The sequence below is a fragment of the Polycladidibacter stylochi genome (assembly GCF_001562055.1).
Lineage (GTDB): Bacteria > Pseudomonadota > Alphaproteobacteria > Rhizobiales > Stappiaceae > Pseudovibrio > Pseudovibrio stylochi.
In genome coordinates this window covers 145,290-163,124 of sequence record NZ_LLWE01000014.1, presented here as the reverse complement: position 1 = coordinate 163,124, position 17,835 = coordinate 145,290, and the positions used below count along the sequence as shown (strand labels likewise).

General features: G+C 47.9%; 14 protein-coding genes. 9 read left to right on the top strand and 5 right to left on the bottom strand.

Features of this window, described 5'->3' with window-relative positions; translation table 11 throughout:
• Positions 1-136: 136 nt before the first annotated feature.
• Positions 137-1,828, top strand: coding sequence for an NAD+ synthase (locus AYK67_RS02680; protein ID WP_068081945.1), 1,692 nt, complete (start codon positions 137-139; stop codon positions 1,826-1,828).
• Positions 1,829-1,897: 69 nt separating this feature from the next.
• Here AYK67_RS02680 and AYK67_RS02675 read toward each other — a convergent pair whose 3' ends face one another.
• Positions 1,898-2,857, bottom strand: a complete 960-nt coding sequence (locus tag AYK67_RS02675; protein ID WP_068081942.1) for an MFS transporter — start codon at positions 2,855-2,857, stop codon at positions 1,898-1,900.
• A 12-nt stretch (positions 2,858-2,869) separates the two neighbouring features.
• A complete protein-coding gene (locus tag AYK67_RS02670; RefSeq protein WP_162265071.1) occupies positions 2,870-3,118 on the bottom strand; it encodes a hypothetical protein in 249 nt (82 codons plus the stop codon).
• Between the two features lie 111 nt (positions 3,119-3,229).
• Between AYK67_RS02670 and AYK67_RS02665 the strand changes: the two genes are divergently transcribed.
• Together AYK67_RS02665 and gltX are read left to right on the top strand one after the other, a co-directional pair.
• Complete coding sequence (locus AYK67_RS02665; RefSeq protein WP_068081938.1) at positions 3,230-4,462, top strand: MFS transporter; 1,233 nt, start codon at positions 3,230-3,232, stop codon at positions 4,460-4,462.
• 122 nt (positions 4,463-4,584) lie between these two features.
• Entirely contained in the window at positions 4,585-5,949 is a 1,365-nt protein-coding gene (gene gltX / locus AYK67_RS02660; RefSeq protein ID WP_068081937.1) for a glutamate--tRNA ligase, read from the top strand.
• Here gltX and AYK67_RS02655 read toward each other — a convergent pair.
• Positions 5,912-7,204, bottom strand: a complete 1,293-nt coding sequence (locus AYK67_RS02655) for a DUF2865 domain-containing protein (protein ID WP_068081932.1) — start codon at positions 7,202-7,204, stop codon at positions 5,912-5,914. The genes gltX and AYK67_RS02655 overlap by 38 nt on opposite strands.
• Before the next feature lie 187 nt (positions 7,205-7,391).
• On the opposite strand from AYK67_RS02655, the gene AYK67_RS02650 reads away from it, so the two are divergent.
• The 3 genes from AYK67_RS02650 to AYK67_RS02640 all read left to right on the top strand — a co-directional run bounded on the left by AYK67_RS02650 (position 7,392) and on the right by AYK67_RS02640 (position 9,957).
• Positions 7,392-8,165, top strand: a complete 774-nt coding sequence (locus AYK67_RS02650) for a DeoR/GlpR family DNA-binding transcription regulator (protein ID WP_068081929.1) — start codon at positions 7,392-7,394, stop codon at positions 8,163-8,165.
• On the top strand, positions 8,158-9,351 hold the full coding sequence (locus tag AYK67_RS02645) for an MFS transporter (protein WP_082735599.1): 1,194 nt from the start codon (positions 8,158-8,160) through the stop codon (positions 9,349-9,351). The genes AYK67_RS02650 and AYK67_RS02645 overlap by 8 nt, the downstream gene beginning before the upstream one ends.
• Positions 9,352-9,444: 93 nt before the next feature.
• Entirely contained in the window at positions 9,445-9,957 is a 513-nt protein-coding gene (locus AYK67_RS02640; RefSeq protein WP_068081923.1) for a CreA family protein, read from the top strand.
• Positions 9,958-10,336: 379 nt separating this feature from the next.
• Here the strand turns inward: AYK67_RS02640 and AYK67_RS02635 are convergent, their stop codons facing one another.
• Positions 10,337-12,661, bottom strand: coding sequence for a L,D-transpeptidase family protein (locus AYK67_RS02635; protein ID WP_068081921.1), 2,325 nt, complete (start codon positions 12,659-12,661; stop codon positions 10,337-10,339).
• 266 nt (positions 12,662-12,927) lie between these two features.
• Here AYK67_RS02635 and cysS point away from each other — a divergent pair, with 266 nt between their 5' ends.
• The 3 genes from cysS (at position 12,928) to rarD (ending at position 17,208) form a co-directional block, all read left to right on the top strand.
• Positions 12,928-14,370 (top strand): cysteine--tRNA ligase, encoded by a 1,443-nt coding sequence (cysS, locus tag AYK67_RS02630; protein WP_068081918.1) that lies wholly within the window; start codon positions 12,928-12,930, stop codon positions 14,368-14,370.
• An 80-nt stretch (positions 14,371-14,450) separates the two neighbouring features.
• Positions 14,451-16,073 carry a citramalate synthase gene (gene cimA, locus AYK67_RS02625; RefSeq protein WP_068081916.1) on the top strand — a complete coding sequence of 541 codons (1,623 nt, stop codon included), beginning with the start codon at positions 14,451-14,453 and terminating at the stop codon, positions 16,071-16,073.
• Between the two features lie 187 nt (positions 16,074-16,260).
• On the top strand, positions 16,261-17,208 hold the full coding sequence (gene rarD / locus AYK67_RS02620) for an EamA family transporter RarD (protein ID WP_082735598.1): 948 nt from the start codon (positions 16,261-16,263) through the stop codon (positions 17,206-17,208).
• 20 nt (positions 17,209-17,228) lie between these two features.
• Here the strand turns inward: rarD and AYK67_RS02615 are convergent, their stop codons facing one another.
• Complete coding sequence (locus AYK67_RS02615) at positions 17,229-17,798, bottom strand: LOG family protein (RefSeq protein ID WP_068081914.1); 570 nt, start codon at positions 17,796-17,798, stop codon at positions 17,229-17,231.
• Positions 17,799-17,835: the final 37 nt, after the last annotated feature.

Genomic DNA, 17,835 nt, shown 5'->3' with positions numbered 1-17,835 from the left:
TGCCATGTTTATCTCTGGTCATGATCAATGGAATAGCATTGAGCCTGTAATCGGATAGGGTGCTGTAAAGACATTTAAAACCCTTGGTAACGAACAGCTACGCTTTAGTTGCCGCAGATAATGATAAAGTGCCGCAATGATTGCCAATGAGTTTCGCCTTGCTGTTGTGCAAGCCAACCCGAAAATGGGTGATATTGAGTTCAACAAGACATTGGTGCGTCAGTACCGCAAAAACGCTGCCAGCCAAAACGTTGATCTGGTTCTGTTTACCGAGCTGTTTATCTGCGGCTATCCACCTGAAGACCTCGTGCTTAAAGGCGCATTCGTACGTGCTTGTATGGCAGCAATAAACGAGTTGGCTGCAGAAACCGCCGATAATGGCCCCGCCATGCTCGTAGGCACACCGTGGTATGAAGAGGGTAAACTCTACAATGCTGTGGCATTGCTGGACGGTGGTAAGCTTCAGGATATCCGTTTCAAGGTTGATTTGCCCAATTACGGCGTTTTTGATGAGAAGCGCGTTTTTGATGCCGGTCCCAATCCAGGACCAATGAATTTTCGCGGTGTGCGTATTGGTGTGCCCATTTGTGAGGACACATGGCAAACCGACGTATGCGAATGCCTTGAGGAAACTGGTGCCGAAATGCTGCTGGTACCCAACGGTTCGCCATATAATACCGGTAAGTTTGATCAGCGCATGCAAATCATGGTGCAACGTGTTGTCGAAACTGGCCTGCCGCTTGTCTATGCCAATCAGCTGGGCGGGCAGGATGAACTGGTGTTTGATGGTGCTTCTTTTGCTCTTAATGGTGATTGCACGTTGGTTCTGCAAATGCCTCAGCTGCAAGAAGCAATGGAAGTGGTGGACTGGCAACGCCGGGATGACGACAGCTGGCGCATGAAACCGGCGAAAATAGTGGCCCTGCCTGATGTATGGGAGGCCGATTGGCGCGCCTGCGTCATGGGGCTCGGCGATTACGTTAATAAAAACGGATTTCCCGGTGTGGTGCTGGGTCTCTCCGGTGGTATTGATAGTGCCATATGCGCGGCCATGGCGGTTGATGCACTGGGGGCTGATCGTGTGCACTGCGTTATGCTACCTTACCATTACACCTCGACCGAAAGTCTTGTCGATGCCAAAGCCTGTGCGGATGCGCTGGGCGTGCGCTACGATACAGTGCCGATTTCCAACCCTGTTGAAGGTTTTCAGGAGGTTCTCGCGCCCATTTTTGCAGGTACCGAAAGTGGCATTACAGAGGAAAATCTACAGTCGCGCTCACGCGGTGTTGTTTTGATGGCCATCTCCAACAAGTTTGGTGCCATGGTCGTCACGACGGGTAATAAATCGGAGATGTCGGTGGGCTATGCCACACTCTACGGTGATATGAACGGCGGCTTTAACCCCATTAAGGACCTGTATAAAACCAAGGTCTACGCCATGTCCGATTGGCGCAATAAGCATCATCTGGCCGATCTAAAAGGCCCTGCGGGAGAAGTTATTCCCAATAACATCATTACCAAAGCGCCAACAGCCGAGCTACGCGAGAACCAGACCGATCAGGATAGCTTGCCCGAATATGATATCCTCGATGACATTCTCACCTGTTTGGTGGAAAAGGAAATGACATTGCGCGATATTGTGGCCAAAGGGCACGATGAGGCAACCGTGAAACGGGTTCAACACCTATTATATATTGCCGAGTACAAACGTCGCCAAGCCGCTCCCGGTGTTAAAATCACCGAGAAAAATTTTGGTCGCGACCGCCGATATCCGATCACAAACCGCTTTCGCGATCATGTGAGCGCACCTGTGCATCAAAACTCGTAATCCAAATTGCGCGTGAATAATAATTGCCCCTGAGCCTAAAAAGCTCGGGGGCGATTGGCTTTGTAGGCGTTAGCCCAGCTGTTTACTATTACGCAGTGAAATAAAGATTCTTGTTGTCATTACCAACAGTGCTAGGCACAAGAAAGCACTCATACAAACCGTGAAAAGACCGTCATAGCCAAGAGAGCTGCTCAGATAGGTGCCAAGGAATGGCCCCCCAAGCATCGCCAATGTGCTGACCGCTTCTGCATATGAAAATACTTGCCCCATTTGTTTGGGTGCGGTGTTTTCTTGTAACAGGCAACGAAGCACCACCATCACTAAGGCAGAGCTGAAACCAGCCACCATAAATACAAGGAGTAGCGCGGCACTTTGTGGTGTCATACCCGCCCTAAGCCAATAGCCGATAAGCGCGAGATAGAGCGCATTTATACTAAAACCGAGCGCAATTTGCGGCCAGAAGGCGAGTAGCCGTATCATCTTCGGTGCCAGTAAAGCGCCGATAACGCCGCCAACCCCAACAAAGCTCACCACAATACTATAGAAACTCGAAGAAAAGCCAAAATCATCGATGATAAAAGGAATAAAGCGGTCATACATGAATAGGATAAGATAACTGAACATCATCAATGCGAGACTGGCCAAAACCACCGGGTTTGTTCGCAAAAATGCAAGCACAGCTTGTAGCCGACTATTCTGTTCAACCTCGGGTTTATCCGTTGGGTCTTCTTGGGCGTTGGGAATAACCAAGCCTACAAAAAACACAATTGAGATCAGCGATATCAGCGCATTGACCATAAATATGCCCGGGATAGGTAACACCAACATCAGCGCCCCGCCAATGGCGGGCCCGAGCACCTTAGAGCTCTGGTTGATGGCATGACTGTAGCCGTTATATTTCGGTAACTGCTCTTTTTCGCAAAGCCGTTGAATGGCGGTTTGTTTGGCTGGAGCAAACAGTGAATCGGCGCAGCTGCGCAAAAACACCACCAACAGCAACATATTTACCGAGCCGGCAAATGCCGCCATCAAGGTGGCAACTTAGCGTCCCAAGCTACTGAAAATTAACGCATTACCGACCGACCCTTTGTCGATATATTTCGCCAACATTGGCCCCACCACTAAGTAGGGCAGACCAAGCGCCAAACTTAACAGAGCATAGACCTCCAGCTCAACCTGCCAATGAAACGCCAGCAAACTGGTGATGGCAACAAAATCCACCCAGTCCGCAAAATCTGCAGGTACTTGCCCGAATAACAGGCGGCTAAGCGACTTTCTATGAATGTCCATATTATCCATTTGAGTTAGTTATAAATTATTACTCAAGTGTAAGCTGATATTTCCTAAGTATACAATCACTTTTTTTGTCTCAATTATCGTAAATGATAAAGGATATTTAAAATGGATTATTTGTTTTTTTTAATTGCCAATACACGTTGGTTATTGGGTGGTCTCTTGCTCATGTTTTTCGGCGGACTTGGGTTTTCAACCGTTCTGGCGCAATTTTCGTTGGTTTGGCGTACTGATTTTGCGCTATCGAATGGCGAATTCGGTGTGCTGTATATGGCGGCAACATTGCTCAGTGCTTTCACCCTCAATTTTACCGGGCGCTTGGCCGATATCTTAGCGCCCAGAAATGCAGCGTTATTCTGTGTTAGCGGCATGGCACTTGCTGCATTATGTTTGAGCTTCTCCGCCAATATCTACACTTTTCTTTTTGCACTGTTTCTTATCCGTTTTTTTGGTCAAGGGATGCTGACCCATTTGCCGCTCACAGCGACTACCAAATGGTTTTCAAAAGAGCGCGGTAAAGCGGTGGGATTTGTTAATTTAGGGGCCTTATTGGGCGAGGCCGTCTTGCCAATAGTTATCATCGTCTCTCTATCATTATTCGGTTGGCGTGAGCTGTGGTTCTTCACGGCTGTTTTCCTACTTATAGTTTTTGCGCCAACTATTTACGTTTGCTATTATAAAGGGCGTGTACCCAGCAAACTTGATTTGGAATTAGAGCCGCAACAGCTCGTGCACAAAACCAAGCGCGATGTAATCAAGGACCCTTACTTTTATCTTATTATCTCGGGGCTGCTGATTATTCCCTTCGGGCTTGGTGGGATGTTCTTTCACCAAATTGTCTTTATGCAAGAAAAGGGCTGGGCACTCACAACCATACCGGCACTCATGCCAGTGTTGGGGCTGGGCAGCTTTTTAGGTTCAATATTGCTGGGGAGCTTAAGCGATCGTTTTTTGCCCAGTAAGCTTCTTTCTTTTACTGTCCTTTTGTTTGTCATAGCAATGTTGCTACTCGGCCTATCGTCGTCCCTATGGGCTGCAGCAGCTGCCATTTTCTTAAGTGGTGTTGCTCTGGGCGCTGAATCAACTTTAAGCTCCACGGTACTCTCGCAGTTTTACGGGACAAAACATATGGGCGATATCCGCGGACTTTTCTTCTCGTTCTATGTGTTTTGCTCTGCAGCCTCACCGGGCATTGCCGGATTGTTGATTGATGCGGGCATAACAATGGCAGCTATGTGCTTGTTTATTGCATTGCTATCCACATTGGTCTTTGTGGCATTATTTGTGCAATTTAACCTACGCACGAACTTGCCCTTGGCTGACCAGAGCGCCACTAAGTAAAAAATGAAGCGAATAGCAAGCCATAAAGAGTTGACCCGCCCGCATGAAGGGGCTAGCGAAGGGGCAACGATTATTTCATATATCCGGCAGGTATCTGCCAACAATAAGGAGTGGCGATCACTATGAGTGTGACAGTCCGTTTTGCCCCTTCACCCACAGGGCGTATTCATATTGGTAACGTGCGTCCGGCACTGTTTAACTACCTGTTTGCGCAAAAGCAGGGCGGCAACTACGTGCTGCGCTTTGATGATACCGACAAAGCCCGCTCTACGAAAGAATTTGCCGATAGCATCGAGCAGGATCTGGCTTGGCTGGGCATCAAGCCCAACCGTATTGAGCGCCAGTCCGAGCGCTTTGCGCTCTATGATGCCGCTGCCGATAAGCTGAAGGCCGAAGGGCTACTTTATGCCTGTTATGAAACAGCTGACGAGTTGGAGCGCCGCCGTAATCGCGCCCGTGCGCTGGGTAAGCCACCGGTTTATGATCGCGCCGGTTTGAAATACACCGAAGAGCAGATCGCCAAGTTCAAGGAAGAGGGCCGCACTGCCCACTGGCGCTTTAAGCTGCCGAACCACCCGGAAGGCGATCCTTTCACTTTCCAGCGTACCGAAGTGCATTGGGACGATGTCATTCGCGGCAAGCAGACTGTTGATCTGGCTTCTATGTCCGATCCGGTACTTATTCGCGGCGATGGTAGCTACCTGTACACCTTGCCATCGATTGTTGATGATGCCGATATGGGCATCACCCATGTTATTCGCGGTGAAGACCATGTGGCCAATACTGGCGTGCAGATTGCCATCTTTGAAGCATTGGGTTCTAAAGTGCCGGAATTCGGCCACCACAACTTGCTAACCACCATCGATGGCGAAGGGCTCTCCAAGCGCTCAGGCGCTTTGTCTATCGCGTCATTGCGTGAAGCAGGCTACGAGCCAATGGCGGTGAATTCGCTGGCTGTGCTCACCGGAACAAGCCATGCTGTTGAACCGGCAAAAGACATGCAGGCATTGGCCGAGATGCTCGATTTTGGCGGTATTTCCAAATCAGCTGCCAAGTTTGACCCGGCAGAAGTGGGCCAGCTCACTGCTAAAATCGTTCATGGTTTAAGCTTTGAAGAAGCCAAAGAACGTGCAGATGCACTGGGCTTGCCAATTGAGCCACTGTTGTGGGCCGCTGTTCAGGAAAACTGTAATACCCTTGCCGATATTGCCGTTTGGGAGCAGGTGGTGCGCGGTAATGTGACACCGCTCGTCGGCGAAGACGACAAAGAGTTCATTGAAACAGCAAAAGGCCTACTGCCTGCCGCACCATTCGATGAAACCTCATGGGGTACTTGGACCAAGGCAGTAAAAGAAGCTACCGGCCGTAAAGGCAAGGGCTTGTTTATGCCACTGCGCAAGGCGGTAACAGGTCTGGATCATGGCCCAGACCTGAAAAAGCTCCTACCGCTTATTGGTCATCAAAATACTTTGGACCGACTCTCCTAATTGGTCCTGTTTTCGGCTCAACCCAGCGACGGTAATCCGTCGTCGGGTTTTTCTTGGTAACACTACCAGATAGGCTGCCAAAGCCATCTTGCTGTGCTGTGGTAATTGAGCCGGTCGCTTCTGAGGGGCCTGTAGAGTTTGCGAGTGGGTTTTCGTTACTCAACGTCGTACCTGGTTGCCCCGCAACAAAACTGGGCTGAGGATTTTTATGAGCCTGGCCGATACCTTCTTGTTGCGCAGGGTTTGCCTCACAGCCACATGCGGCTACGGCACCGTTTTGAAAACGAAAGGCATTTGGGTGATTGCGATAGGGCACACCGGTCAGGCTGCGCATATCCTCAAGGCGTTCACCCGGAGTGCGATACACATATAATTCAGAGCGTGCACTTGGGCACATGGATTGGCAAATGGCTTCATCCTCGGCAAACTCGGTTGGCTGCGCATTATTGTTGATGGGGAAATAGTAGCCATCACAGCTACGCACACACATAGTTTTATAGCCAGAAGTTGGCCCTGTGGTTTGTGTTTTCGGGCTTTGCCAATTCGTATTCTGTGGTTGCGAAGACTGTATACTGGTCGAGGGCAGCGGAGCTAGAGGTTTACTGGCAATTGGTTCGCCAAATTGGTCACCACCACTTCCCTGCTGTAAAGGTGCATTAATATCAACCGGTACCCCTCCAGGCGGCAATCCATAGGTATTTCCATGGGCGGTGCCTTGTATGTTAACTGGCTGTCCTCCGGGGAGTGGTGCTTGCACGCCTGCAGTTGGTTCTAAAAACTCGTTGGCACAGTTTAAAGCATTATATTTTTGCTTGGCTTCAATGTAGCGTTTTGTGGTTGGATTTCCGGAAAACATGTTTTTTTGTTCTAGCTTCAGCAACGCTAGATTTTCACGCATATGCGCAAGAGTTGTGCCGTAATTTTCGCAAACTCCCATATTGGCATTAAAAGAACCACACCCTTGTTGCGCCCGCTGCGATTCCACTTGGTTAATGGCTATGGTTTGGTCTTCTATTGCTGCTTGGTATGGGTCATTAAAATTAAAATTTCCAAGCTTTTGTTGTAGCTGGTTTATTTCCACCTGTAGGCGCTCACACATCCTGGGACGTGCCTCTGCTTGAGTATTGAAGGCAATGAATAGGATAAGAGCAGCACTCAAACGGGACGGGGCGAGCAAACAAAAAACCTTTCGGGTGTCAGGGATATAGTCGCTATACCCTGCGGTTTTTATAGATTTTTCAAACAGCTGTAGCATTAACTTTCCAAGTTGGTTCTTGAGTTAAAGGTACGCAGCAACAAAGAATACGTGCTCTTGACTTTAACTCAATTTTGAATCACCTGCGACATTTTCTATTCAATGCACTGAAAGTTTGACCAAATAACGACTGAGTGATTATGATTGAAATTGAACAATTATGATTCATATTGAAGGTTTATGAAATTTGTATTCCAATCAGTTATTAGACCTGAACAATCCAGAAGTCAGACAACGCTTGTTGGCTGACCGTTTACAAGGTGGGCAAACTTTGGTCACCAGCCAGTTATGCAAGGAACTGGGGGTATCCTTGGCGACATTACGCCGTGACCTTCTCTCATTGGAAGCGCAAGGATTGGTGAAGCGAGTTCGTGGTGGCGCAGTACCCCTGAGTGCACCGGCTTTACCTTACAAGGAGCGCCAGCCTCAAAAGCCCGACTTTATTCATAACGCCACAGCGGCGCTCGCCCCATACCTACATGATGATATGGTACTTCTTTTAGATGGCGGCCACTCGCTATTGCAGCTCGCCCGCGCCCTACCGGTACTAAAAAACTTGCTCATTATTACGCCGGCACCTGCTGTCGCCCTTGTTGCAATGGAGCGCAATATAAAAACACTACTCATCGGAGGACAACTAAGCCCTCTGGGGGCGGTAAGTGTTGGTGCTTTGGCTGAAAGGCAATTGGCATCTTGCGCTGCAGATTTATGCATACAAGGCACTTGCGCTATCGACGTGAATTTTGGCTTTAGCGCCGATGATTTGGAAGAGGCCAGCTTGCGTCAGCAAATGGCTCATTCAAGTACAAAAACAATTGTTATTGCCGATAAAAGCAAATTGAACAGGCGTGCACGCCACCAAGTACACCCTTTAAGTGAAACTCACCTACTCATCACAGATGCAGCACAAATTGAAACCGAAATTTTTTCTAATGCAGGATTACTAATAACCAATGTCTAGTTACGCCCAAGCAAGAATGACCATCTCAAGTATTTTCCTTTTTAACGGCGCGCTTATGGGAGCATGGGCCACGCGCATTCCGGAGATAAAAAGCACCTTTGCAGTTGATGAAGGCACACTTGGGCTGTTACTTTTAGTGGTCGCAGTCGGCGCAATTCTATCATTTCCCTTCGCCGGTAAATGGCTCGATAGCAAGGGGGCCGCAAATGTTTCCTACTGGATAAGCCTTATTTATGCGCCAACGCTTTTTATTTTGGCGATAATGCCGAACCTTCCATGCCTGGCTGTTGCTCTTTTTGTTTTTGGCGCCGCTCATGGTGCTATGGATGTTGCTATGAATGCATGGGGTGCTGAGCTCGAAAAGCAAATGGCAAAGCCAATAATGTCGTCGTTTCATGCTATGTTTAGCATGGGAGCAGGCCTTGGAGCTGCCTCCAGCTATCTTGCAATGCAATTCTCACTATCACTTTCCATGCACTTTCTTGCAGTGTCTATATTGTTTGCTGCACCGGCCATTAGTTTGGCCTATAAATTCAGAAGTGAAACGGTTAAACCACGCGTTACGCATGACGCACAAAAAGCGAAAGCGTATGGACTACCGCATAAAGCCCTGATCCTCACAGGTTTGGTTGCGTTGTGCTCGGCCATGGGAGAGGGAGCCGTTGCCGACTGGTCAGCTGTTTTTTTAGTCGAAATATCACAATTATCAAAATCTACAGCAGCATTAGGCTACGTGTACTTCTCCATAGCAATGGTCACCCTGCGGCTTCTAGGGGATTATATAGTCGCCCGTTTGGGATCGGCAAAAACGGTACAGCTATCGGGCTTAACCTCGGCCATTGGCGTGTTTTTTGTCATTGTTGGTAGCTCATTGCCACTACAACTATTGGGTTTTGCATTCATGGGGGCAGGCTATGCCATCGTTATCCCGCAAGCCTTTGCAAGGGCTGCTAATGATCCTTCCATTTCGCCTGGTGCCGGTATTGCCAGCATCGCAACATTCGGTTACGGCGGAACGCTGATTGGACCCGTGATTATAGGATGGATCGCACAGTTATCATCGCTTATCTATTCTTTCATGCTGTTAGGTGCCATGGCTCTATTCATCGCCTTAGCATCAAATGCGGTACATCCAGTAATAAAGCGCGAGCAGCTCAATAAGCGCAAACAGGTAGCCTTTGAATAACATTGATGCAAAGAGCGATAAATATTTTCAAACTCAGCTAGAATATTTATGGTTCGATACCATATCAAAAGAAGTGTTCGTAGAGGTATTCCGATGAAAAAACTTTTTTATGCAATTTTTGCCAGTGTGCTTATGTTGGTCTCGACACAAGTAGCACAAGCGCAAAAGCCAGATATGATTTTCAAAAAATCAACCGTCTGGAAAATGCTGGGGCCTGACCACAAACTGGTAACTTACGCTATTGATGACCCTATTGTAGAGGGGGTTTCCTGCCACTTTACGGTACCGGAAAAGGGCGGATTTTCTGGGATGCTTGGCCTTGCTGAAGAGGTTTCCGACATATCGTTGGCATGCCGTCAGGTAGGTCCGGTTAAGTTTAAGGACACATTTGAGCAGGGCGATGAAATGTATCGCAAAAGCCGTTCGGTGTTTTTTAAGAAAATGCGTATTATTCGTGGGTGTGATAAGAAGCGTAACGTATTGGTTTATATTGTTTATTCTGATAAGCTGATCGAAGGCAGCCCCAAAAATTCAACCTCAACCGTGCCAATTATGCCTTGGGGTAAAGATGATGCGCCTAGTTGTGCAAAATATGTAGAAGACTAATGACACAATAAGTATGTTGGCCCACGTCTGTGGGCTAACATTCAATAAAATTAATCGTGTAAACTATTGCGTTAAAAGCGCCAGTTTAAACAGCCCAAGTGCAACAACTGGACTAGAAATAAACAGGCCAAGCAATACAATAGCACATACAGTGTGTGTGTCTGCAACTTGCCGTTTCATGATAATTCCCCAATCTCCGTAAATATATTACCAGAAAAGAACAAGTCCTACAATGAGACTTGATGTAGCACCCAAGTATTAGTTATGCACATCAGGCTTGTCTCAAGCAGACTAAGCATGAAAAAAATTATCCCTTAATTATATATTGCTACTAAATTTAAGTTTATTTTTGGTTAATTAACGCACCTTTTAATAGTTATTAAATATTCATTATGTTGTGCTCTTCAATATATTTAACAAGCATTTTATCTAGTTTATAAATATCCTTGCGAAATACGAGTTGACCATACGGGTCAATGAATGCCGTTTGATAGCGTAAGTGCACTTTAACAGGCTTTGTGAGGTCAATACGCTCGTTTTTACCGAAATGCCGTAGTGTTTTGAAGCGGCTTTCGGTCATAACCCCGTCAGAAAACAAGACTTCGCCAAAAACAAAAGGATCCTGTAGGCGAATACACCCATGACTAAACGCACGAATATCTTTGTGGAACAGGCGTTTACTTGGGGTGTCATGCAAGTAGATGTGGTGCTTATTGGGGAACATGAATTTAACAGCACCAAGTGCATTGCGCGGACCGGGGTCTTGTTTCAAGGTGTAGTTAAATACATTCTTGTTTACGCTTGCCCAAATAATAAAGGCAGGCTCGATTTCCATTTCACCTTGAAACATTCTAATCCCACTACCATCAAGGGCGAATGGATCCTGCTGGAGTTTGGGCAGGTACTCATTTACAGCGATAGAATAGGGGACGTTCCAATAAGGGTTCACTTCAGCATAAGTGATTCTGTCGGAAAAAACGGGCGTTGGGTGTTTGGGTTGCCCCACAACAACTCTGGTTTCATAAATAATTTGCTCTTGCTCATAAATTTGTGCGGTCTGGGCTGCAATGTTCACATACACATATTTTTCGCCAAAGCCCCCGTTTTCCCAGCGCAGCCGTTCAAGGCTTGCCTTAAGTGAAACAACGCGCTCATGAGCCGTTGTGTTTAAGCTTTCAAGTGTTACTGTGCCAGCCACCCCGTCAGCATTGAGGCCATGCTGGCGCTGGTAGTTAATAAGTGCCTTTTTAAGCTCAAGGTCAAAATGGTTTAGATAGCGCTCGCCAGCAGTTTTGAGCTTAGCTGCAATAGTAATATAACCTTCCTCAGATAACCGTTGGCGCAGTTGAGCTACTCTGGGGTTGTTTTCACCCGGTTTTAAGGCTTCCCCGGCTTTTACAGGGGTGAACCCGCCATCGTTCTCAAGTTTTTGATAATGTGCAAGCGCCTCTTGTAACGCCCTATAGCCGTATATCTGATCTGTTAGCGAGTTTAGGGACGCAGCTACACTGGTATCGCTCGATAGGAGCAAAAGAAGCTGATTATTTGCTCTGGCTTTGGGTTTTAAATAGTTCTCAATTTGCGATTGCTGTGGTGAAACAGCGCCAGCGCTCAAAACATGAGCGTATTGTAAATAGGCTTGTGTAAGCTGCAATTCGGCACGTACCTGTTTGTCAGGGCTTTGAGCATCAGCAATTATCTGTTTGAGCCGCGCGATAGCACCATAATTCACGGGAAGACCGTGCATGTAAGCAGCTTCAAGAGCGTTAAAGAGCTGCTTTGGATTATGCTGAAGTGCCGTTTGCGAATGACCGAGTTTCCAGATGGGTTGATAATTTGATGCACGATAAAAACGGGCTAAATCAATACGGAGTTTTCGGTCGATATAACTCAAACCGGATAGCATGTCGCTGGTAATTGTAGGCTGGGGAAGCTCGTCTTCTGCAGCCAGTTGATTACGTGAGCCAGCAACGCGGTATTGCCCCGCCAAAGCTTTGGCAAGAGCAAGGCGAAAACGCTCAGCGTCAGTGTGCGCAATGACTTCTTGCTCTTCGGTTTGGGAAGGTGCCTTTTTTGTCTTCAAAGCACCGGATTGCGAAAGTGAACTGCGCATTCCCGGATAATCAAGCTTTTCTTCCACAGGCACATTGGAGGAAGCCTTAACGGGAAATGCTTGTTTTTCTTTTTGAGCTTTGAGCGCATCAAGAAAATTCTGCCCGCTCTGTGCCTCGCTTCCTTCAAAAATTACCGCTTGTTCCTTTGGGGTTATAGGGGCATGGACCTCTTGTAACCCCTGCTTTTTAGTCAACGTGCTTTCAGTGTTTTTTATCCGCTGTTGTTGGGCTGTCCCCAAAGGCGTTAACGTCCCGCTTGCCGGTTCAAGTCCAATAACTTCATTGTGGCTATCATTGCTTTTCTGGCGGACAGCTGGGTTCTCTAGTGGTTGAAGACCTTGGCGACGATTTGATTTGAGCAATTCTATCGCACTGCTATTCTCGCTTGTTGCGGAGGGATCCCGTTGATCACTTACTTTTTCTTGTGAATTACTGTTTAGATCAGCGGCAGGCGTTGTTGCTTGGCTCGCACCAACGTCAAAAGGGTCAAATAATGGTGGGTTTGTTACCTGTTCGGCAAAGCTGCGTGCACTTGTTACAGCCAGTGTGCAGGTGGATAAAAACAGTATAAAACGCAAATACTTCAGCAATTCTCAACTCCACCTACTCTTCATGTTGGGCACAACAGCAACTGAGTCTATCGCAAATAAATTAAAAACAAATGCAAATACACTCAGCTTCTAGCTTGACGGCGTACGCATGATGCGGCAAAACATAACCCATGAAAACGGCAATAGAAACAGCATCCGCTATTATCATTATTTGCAGCTAGCGACACCGCTGGCTGTGGCCGTTCCCTCCTGCCTTAACTCATGAGAGAAGAACGCCTCGGCCAGCCGGCCAAGAAGAGGCGTTTATGAGCATTTCAAAGGGCTTGAAGCTTACCAATACACTAACTCGCTCCAAGGATGAGTTTGTACCAATAGATGCAAGTAATGTGCGACTATATGTCTGTGGTCCCACAGTATACGATTATGCGCACATTGGTAACGCACGTCCTGTTGTTGTTTTTGATGTGCTTGCCCGAGTATTACGACAATTATATGGCAAACAAAACGTTACTTATGTGCGCAACATAACCGACGTGGACGATAAGATTAATGCACGTGCGGCACAAGAAGGCATTTCTATACGCGAGCTGACCAATAAAACAGCGCAGCAATACCATGAGGATATGGCAGCGCTAGGCGCAATGCCGCCGGATATTGAACCGCGTGCCACCGAGCATATCGAGCAGATGAAAGACATCATCGAGAAGCTCGTTGCCAAAGGCTTTGCTTATGCGGCAGAGGATCATGTATTGTTTCATGTTCCGGCGATGGAAGACTATGGCCAGCTCTCACGCCGCAGCGTCGATGAAATGATCGCCGGAGCCCGCGTGGAAGTGGCCACCTATAAAAAAAGCCCGATGGATTTTGTGCTCTGGAAGCCTTCCAAACAAGGCGAACCGGGGTGGGACAGCCCATGCGGTATCTCCACACCGGGCCGTCCGGGTTGGCATATCGAATGTTCTGCCATGTCCGCGCAGCATTTGGGCGAGACCTTCGATATTCACGGCGGCGGGGTTGATTTGACATTCCCGCACCACGAAAACGAAATTGCCCAGTCCCGCTGTGCCCACGGCACAAAAAACATGGCGAATTACTGGATGCACAACGGCTTTTTACAGGTCGAAGGTGAAAAGATGTCCAAATCGCTGGGCAACTTCTTCACCGTACACGAATTGTTGGAAACCGAAAATCTGGCCGGGCGCAAGTGGACCGGTCTGAGCATTCGCTATGCATTGTTGCAAACCCAGTACCGTCAACCGATCGACTTCACCAGTAAAAATCTGGCGGAAGCTGAAAAGCAATTGGGGCGCTGGCAGGATATTATCTCCAAAGCCGGTGTGCATGCTAAGGAGAACGCCGCGCCAGATGCGGATGTTCTGCAAGGACTGTTGGATGATCTCAACACGCCGCGCGCATTTGCAGCCTTGCATAAGCTGAGCCGTGCCGCACGTCAGGGAGATAAACAAGCCGCGCAGGAACTGGCCGACTCTCTGCTGTTCCTCGGTTTCGATCTGGATATCTACGCACAGCAAAAACAAGCGCTTGCCCCTAAAAAGCAAGTGGCGGATACCCAGTTACAGGCTTATGTGGAAGAGATGATTAGCAAGCGGTTGGAGGCCCGCGCAGCTAAAGATTTCGCCACCTCTGACCGCATTCGCGATGAATTGCTGCAAAAAGGGGTTCTTTTAAAAGACCTTAAAAACAGCGAAAGCGGCGAAATTGAAACCACTTGGGAGCTCAAAGCGTAAGCTCTAAGCGAACATATTTATTAAAAGCCATTCAGAGGGGCCCAACAAAAATAAAACAAGGGCCTATAGGACAAAGAGCAATGACAAAGGAAAGGCTATACCTTTTCGACACCACATTACGCGATGGCGCACAAACATCAGGCGTGGACTTTTCCGTCGATGAGAAAATCGCGGTTGCAGCCCTGCTAGAGCGGTTAGGTGTAGATTATGTGGAAGGGGGGTACCCCGGTGCCAACCCAACGGATACCCAGTTCTTTGAAAAGAAAAGAACGCAAAATGCCATATTCACCGCATTCGGCATGACCAAAAGGGCAGGGCGTTCGGTCAGTAATGACCCCGGTCTGCAACAGCTATTGAACTCGACCGCCGATGCCTTGTGTTTTGTGGCCAAAAGCTGGGATTACCATGTCAAGGTAGCCCTTGGCTGTGCCAATGACGAAAACCTTGAATCCATATCGGAAACTGTCAAGGCGGCCGTGGCAGCTGGTAAAGAACCCATGGTCGATTGCGAGCATTTCTTTGATGGTTTCAAAGCCAATAAAGACTATGCCATCGCCTGCGCAAAAGCGGCCTATGATGCCGGTGCGCGTTGGGTTGTCTTGTGCGACACCAATGGCGGCACTTTGCCGGAGGAAGTGAAGGACATCATCACGCAGCTGAGTGCACATGTTCCCACACAAAACCTGGGAATTCATGCGCATGATGATACAGGCCATGCTGTCGCCAACACACTGGCGGCCGTTCAAGCGGGGGTGCGTCAAATTCAAGGCACGCTGAACGGCATTGGCGAGCGCTGCGGTAATGCCAACATGATGACATTGATCCCCACATTGCTTTTAAAAGAGCCGTTCAAATCACAACTTGAGCTGGCTATTGGTGTTGAGACCCTTAAAGACCTTACCGCCATCTCCCGCGGGTTCGATGAAATCCTTAACCGCACTTCAAATATTCATGCCCCATACGTGGGGCAAAGTGCATTTGCCACGAAGGCGGGTATTCACGCTTCCGCCTTGCTTAAAGAACCGCAAACCTACGAGCACATACCACCGGAAACCGTGGGCAATCAGCGCCGTGTGTTGGTCTCTGATCAGGCGGGAAAATCGAACCTCTTGGGTGAGTTGAAACGTTTGGGGGTAGAGGCGCGCAAAGATGATCCGCGCGTGGATTCACTACTGACAGAAGTGAAAGAATTGGAAGCAAAAGGCTTTTCCTATGAAGCCGCGGACGCCTCTTTTGAGCTTTTGGCCCGCCGCCGCCTCTATACCGTGCCCGACTATTTTGACGTTCAATCCTACCGCACAATTGTCGAGCAACGCTTTAATGCGCTGGGCGATAAAGTCACCATGTCAGAAGCGGTCGTGAAAGTGGTGGTCGATGGCAAAATGCACATGTCCGTGGCAGAGGGTAACGGGCCGGTGAACGCACTCGATTTGGCATTGCGCAAAGACCTCGGCACATACCAGTCCATTATTAACGATCTGGAGCTTATCGACTACAAGGTAAGAATTCTAAACGGGGGTACCAGTGCGGTTACCCGGGTACTGATCGAAAGTCAGCAAAAATCAACTGGTAAGCGCTGGTTTACAGTAGGTGTTTCAGAAAACATCGTTGATGCTTCCTTTCAAGCACTCGTTGATTCTGTACGCTATATGATTTTGAAGGCAAGTGCAGCGCACGATAAAGGACTGCAAACAGCACATTAAATATTGATTACGATCAGTAATCGGCTGTGATATCATCCAAAGCGCAAAATTAGGTGAAGGGGCAAATATGGCCCTTCGCCTGTGTATCAACACGCATGACAAAGCCATCCAATACAGTTAGTGCTGTTTGGCTATCAATTATACGTCACACAAGCGTATACAGACCCCCATATTGCTGAGTATAGAAATGCCCAAATCCGGAAGCGACACCACTGCTGCCCAATTGCAAACGATTGCTGCCCAACAGCAAGAAAAAGCGGATTTTAAGGCAGGTGTTTTAGCCGCGCTTCTTGCCTATATCATCTGGGGTTTTGCCGCTATCTACTACAAGTTAACCGCAGATTTTCCGGCAATGCTGGTTATTTGCTATCGCATTTTGGGCTCTGTACTATTTGTAACTTTTTATATGGCCTATAAAGGCCAACTGAATGCACTGATAGACATTTTTAAAAATAAACGCTTGATGTTGCAGCTCTCCCTTTCATCCGCCATTGTCACACTTAATTGGACTGTATTTATCTGGGCTGTGGAGGTCGACCGCGTATTGGATGCCAGCCTCGGCTATTTTATTAATCCACTCGTTACAGTTGCCCTTGGCGTTCTTGTGCTAAAAGAGCGCCTTCGTTATGGTCAAATACTGGCAATCTCAATATCAATCGTAGCGGTTGCCTATCAAACCTATGAGCTTGGTAAGCTACCTTGGGTTTCGCTGGTACTCGCCTTTAGCTTTGCTATTTATGGATTGATACGCAAACAAACGCCGGTTAATGCCATTCATGGCCAGTTGGTTGAAGTGTTGCTGGTAAGCCCAATTGCGTTATTCGGAATTGCCTATTTTTATCAAGTAGGGACCAACGCTATTCCCCTTCAAGAACCTTGGATGCTTTTGGCACTATTGGGAACAGGTCTTGTGACAGCCGTACCGTTGGCGCTGTTTGCTTTTGGAGCACGCCGCATGCCGCTTTCCTATATTGGTTTCATGCAGTATTTGGCTCCCTCAATTCAATTCCTTGTGGCCATATTCTTGTTTAGGGAGCCATTATCCCAGCAATTGCTTTGGAGCTTCGCGCTGATTTGGCTATCACTGATTATTTTCAGCATCGATAGCTATCGAAGTGCCAAAGCAAGAAAATGAGAGCACAACAAAATGCCTGATTAGGCTTGTTGGTTCTGGGAAATATGCTTTTGTAGTGCTGGTATAAGCGCATCAATATCGGCGTACATGTTTAAGTTCACTTCAAACCCGGGGCGAATAAACCCGCGCTCCAGCATGTGGCTGAGCATTTGTTTTAGCGGTTGCCAAAACCCGTCGATATTTGCCAAGATAACAGGTTTGTTGTGACGGCCCAATTGTGCCCAAGTTAACAGCTCCACCAGCTCTTCCAGGGTGCCAATGCCACCGGGAAGGGCAATAAACCCATCAGCTCTTTCGAACATTAGTTTTTTGCGTTCGTGCATGTTTTTTGTGACAATGAGCTCCTGCACATCTTGCAGCATCACTTCTTTTTCCCGCAAAAACTCGGGTATGATCCCCACAACATGCCCACCATTATCAAGGCATGATTTTGCAATTGTGCCCATCATGCCAATAGAGCCACCGCCGTAAACAAGGGTTATGCCATTTGCTGCCAAGTTTTGGCCCAAACGCTTTGCTGCCTCTTCATAAATACCATCGAAACCACTCGCCGACCCACAATAAACACAGACACTACCAAGTGATCCCATTTTGATACTCTCATAACGTAAAACATATTTGCTGCAT

Bases quoted from the DNA above. Each gene is read 5' to 3' on its own strand.
- AYK67_RS02665 (WP_068081938.1), top strand. From the start codon at position 3,230: ATGGATTATTTGTTTTTTTTAATTGCCAATACACGTTGGTTATTGGGT.
- AYK67_RS02670 (WP_162265071.1), bottom strand. From the start codon at position 3,118: ATGGACATTCATAGAAAGTCGCTTAGCCGCCTGTTATTCGGGCAAGTA.
- AYK67_RS02645 (WP_082735599.1), top strand. From the start codon at position 8,158: ATGTCTAGTTACGCCCAAGCAAGAATGACCATCTCAAGTATTTTCCTT.
- AYK67_RS02615 (WP_068081914.1), bottom strand. From the start codon at position 17,798: ATGGGATCACTTGGTAGTGTCTGTGTTTATTGTGGGTCGGCGAGTGGT.
- AYK67_RS02640 (WP_068081923.1), top strand. From the start codon at position 9,445: ATGAAAAAACTTTTTTATGCAATTTTTGCCAGTGTGCTTATGTTGGTC.
- AYK67_RS02675 (WP_068081942.1), bottom strand. From the start codon at position 2,857: ATGGCGGCATTTGCCGGCTCGGTAAATATGTTGCTGTTGGTGGTGTTT.
- AYK67_RS02655 (WP_068081932.1), bottom strand. From the start codon at position 7,204: ATGCTACAGCTGTTTGAAAAATCTATAAAAACCGCAGGGTATAGCGAC.
- gltX (WP_068081937.1), top strand. From the start codon at position 4,585: ATGAGTGTGACAGTCCGTTTTGCCCCTTCACCCACAGGGCGTATTCAT.
- cimA (WP_068081916.1), top strand. From the start codon at position 14,451: ATGACAAAGGAAAGGCTATACCTTTTCGACACCACATTACGCGATGGC.
- rarD (WP_082735598.1), top strand. From the start codon at position 16,261: ATGCCCAAATCCGGAAGCGACACCACTGCTGCCCAATTGCAAACGATT.
- cysS (WP_068081918.1), top strand. From the start codon at position 12,928: ATGAGCATTTCAAAGGGCTTGAAGCTTACCAATACACTAACTCGCTCC.
- AYK67_RS02680 (WP_068081945.1), top strand. From the start codon at position 137: ATGATTGCCAATGAGTTTCGCCTTGCTGTTGTGCAAGCCAACCCGAAA.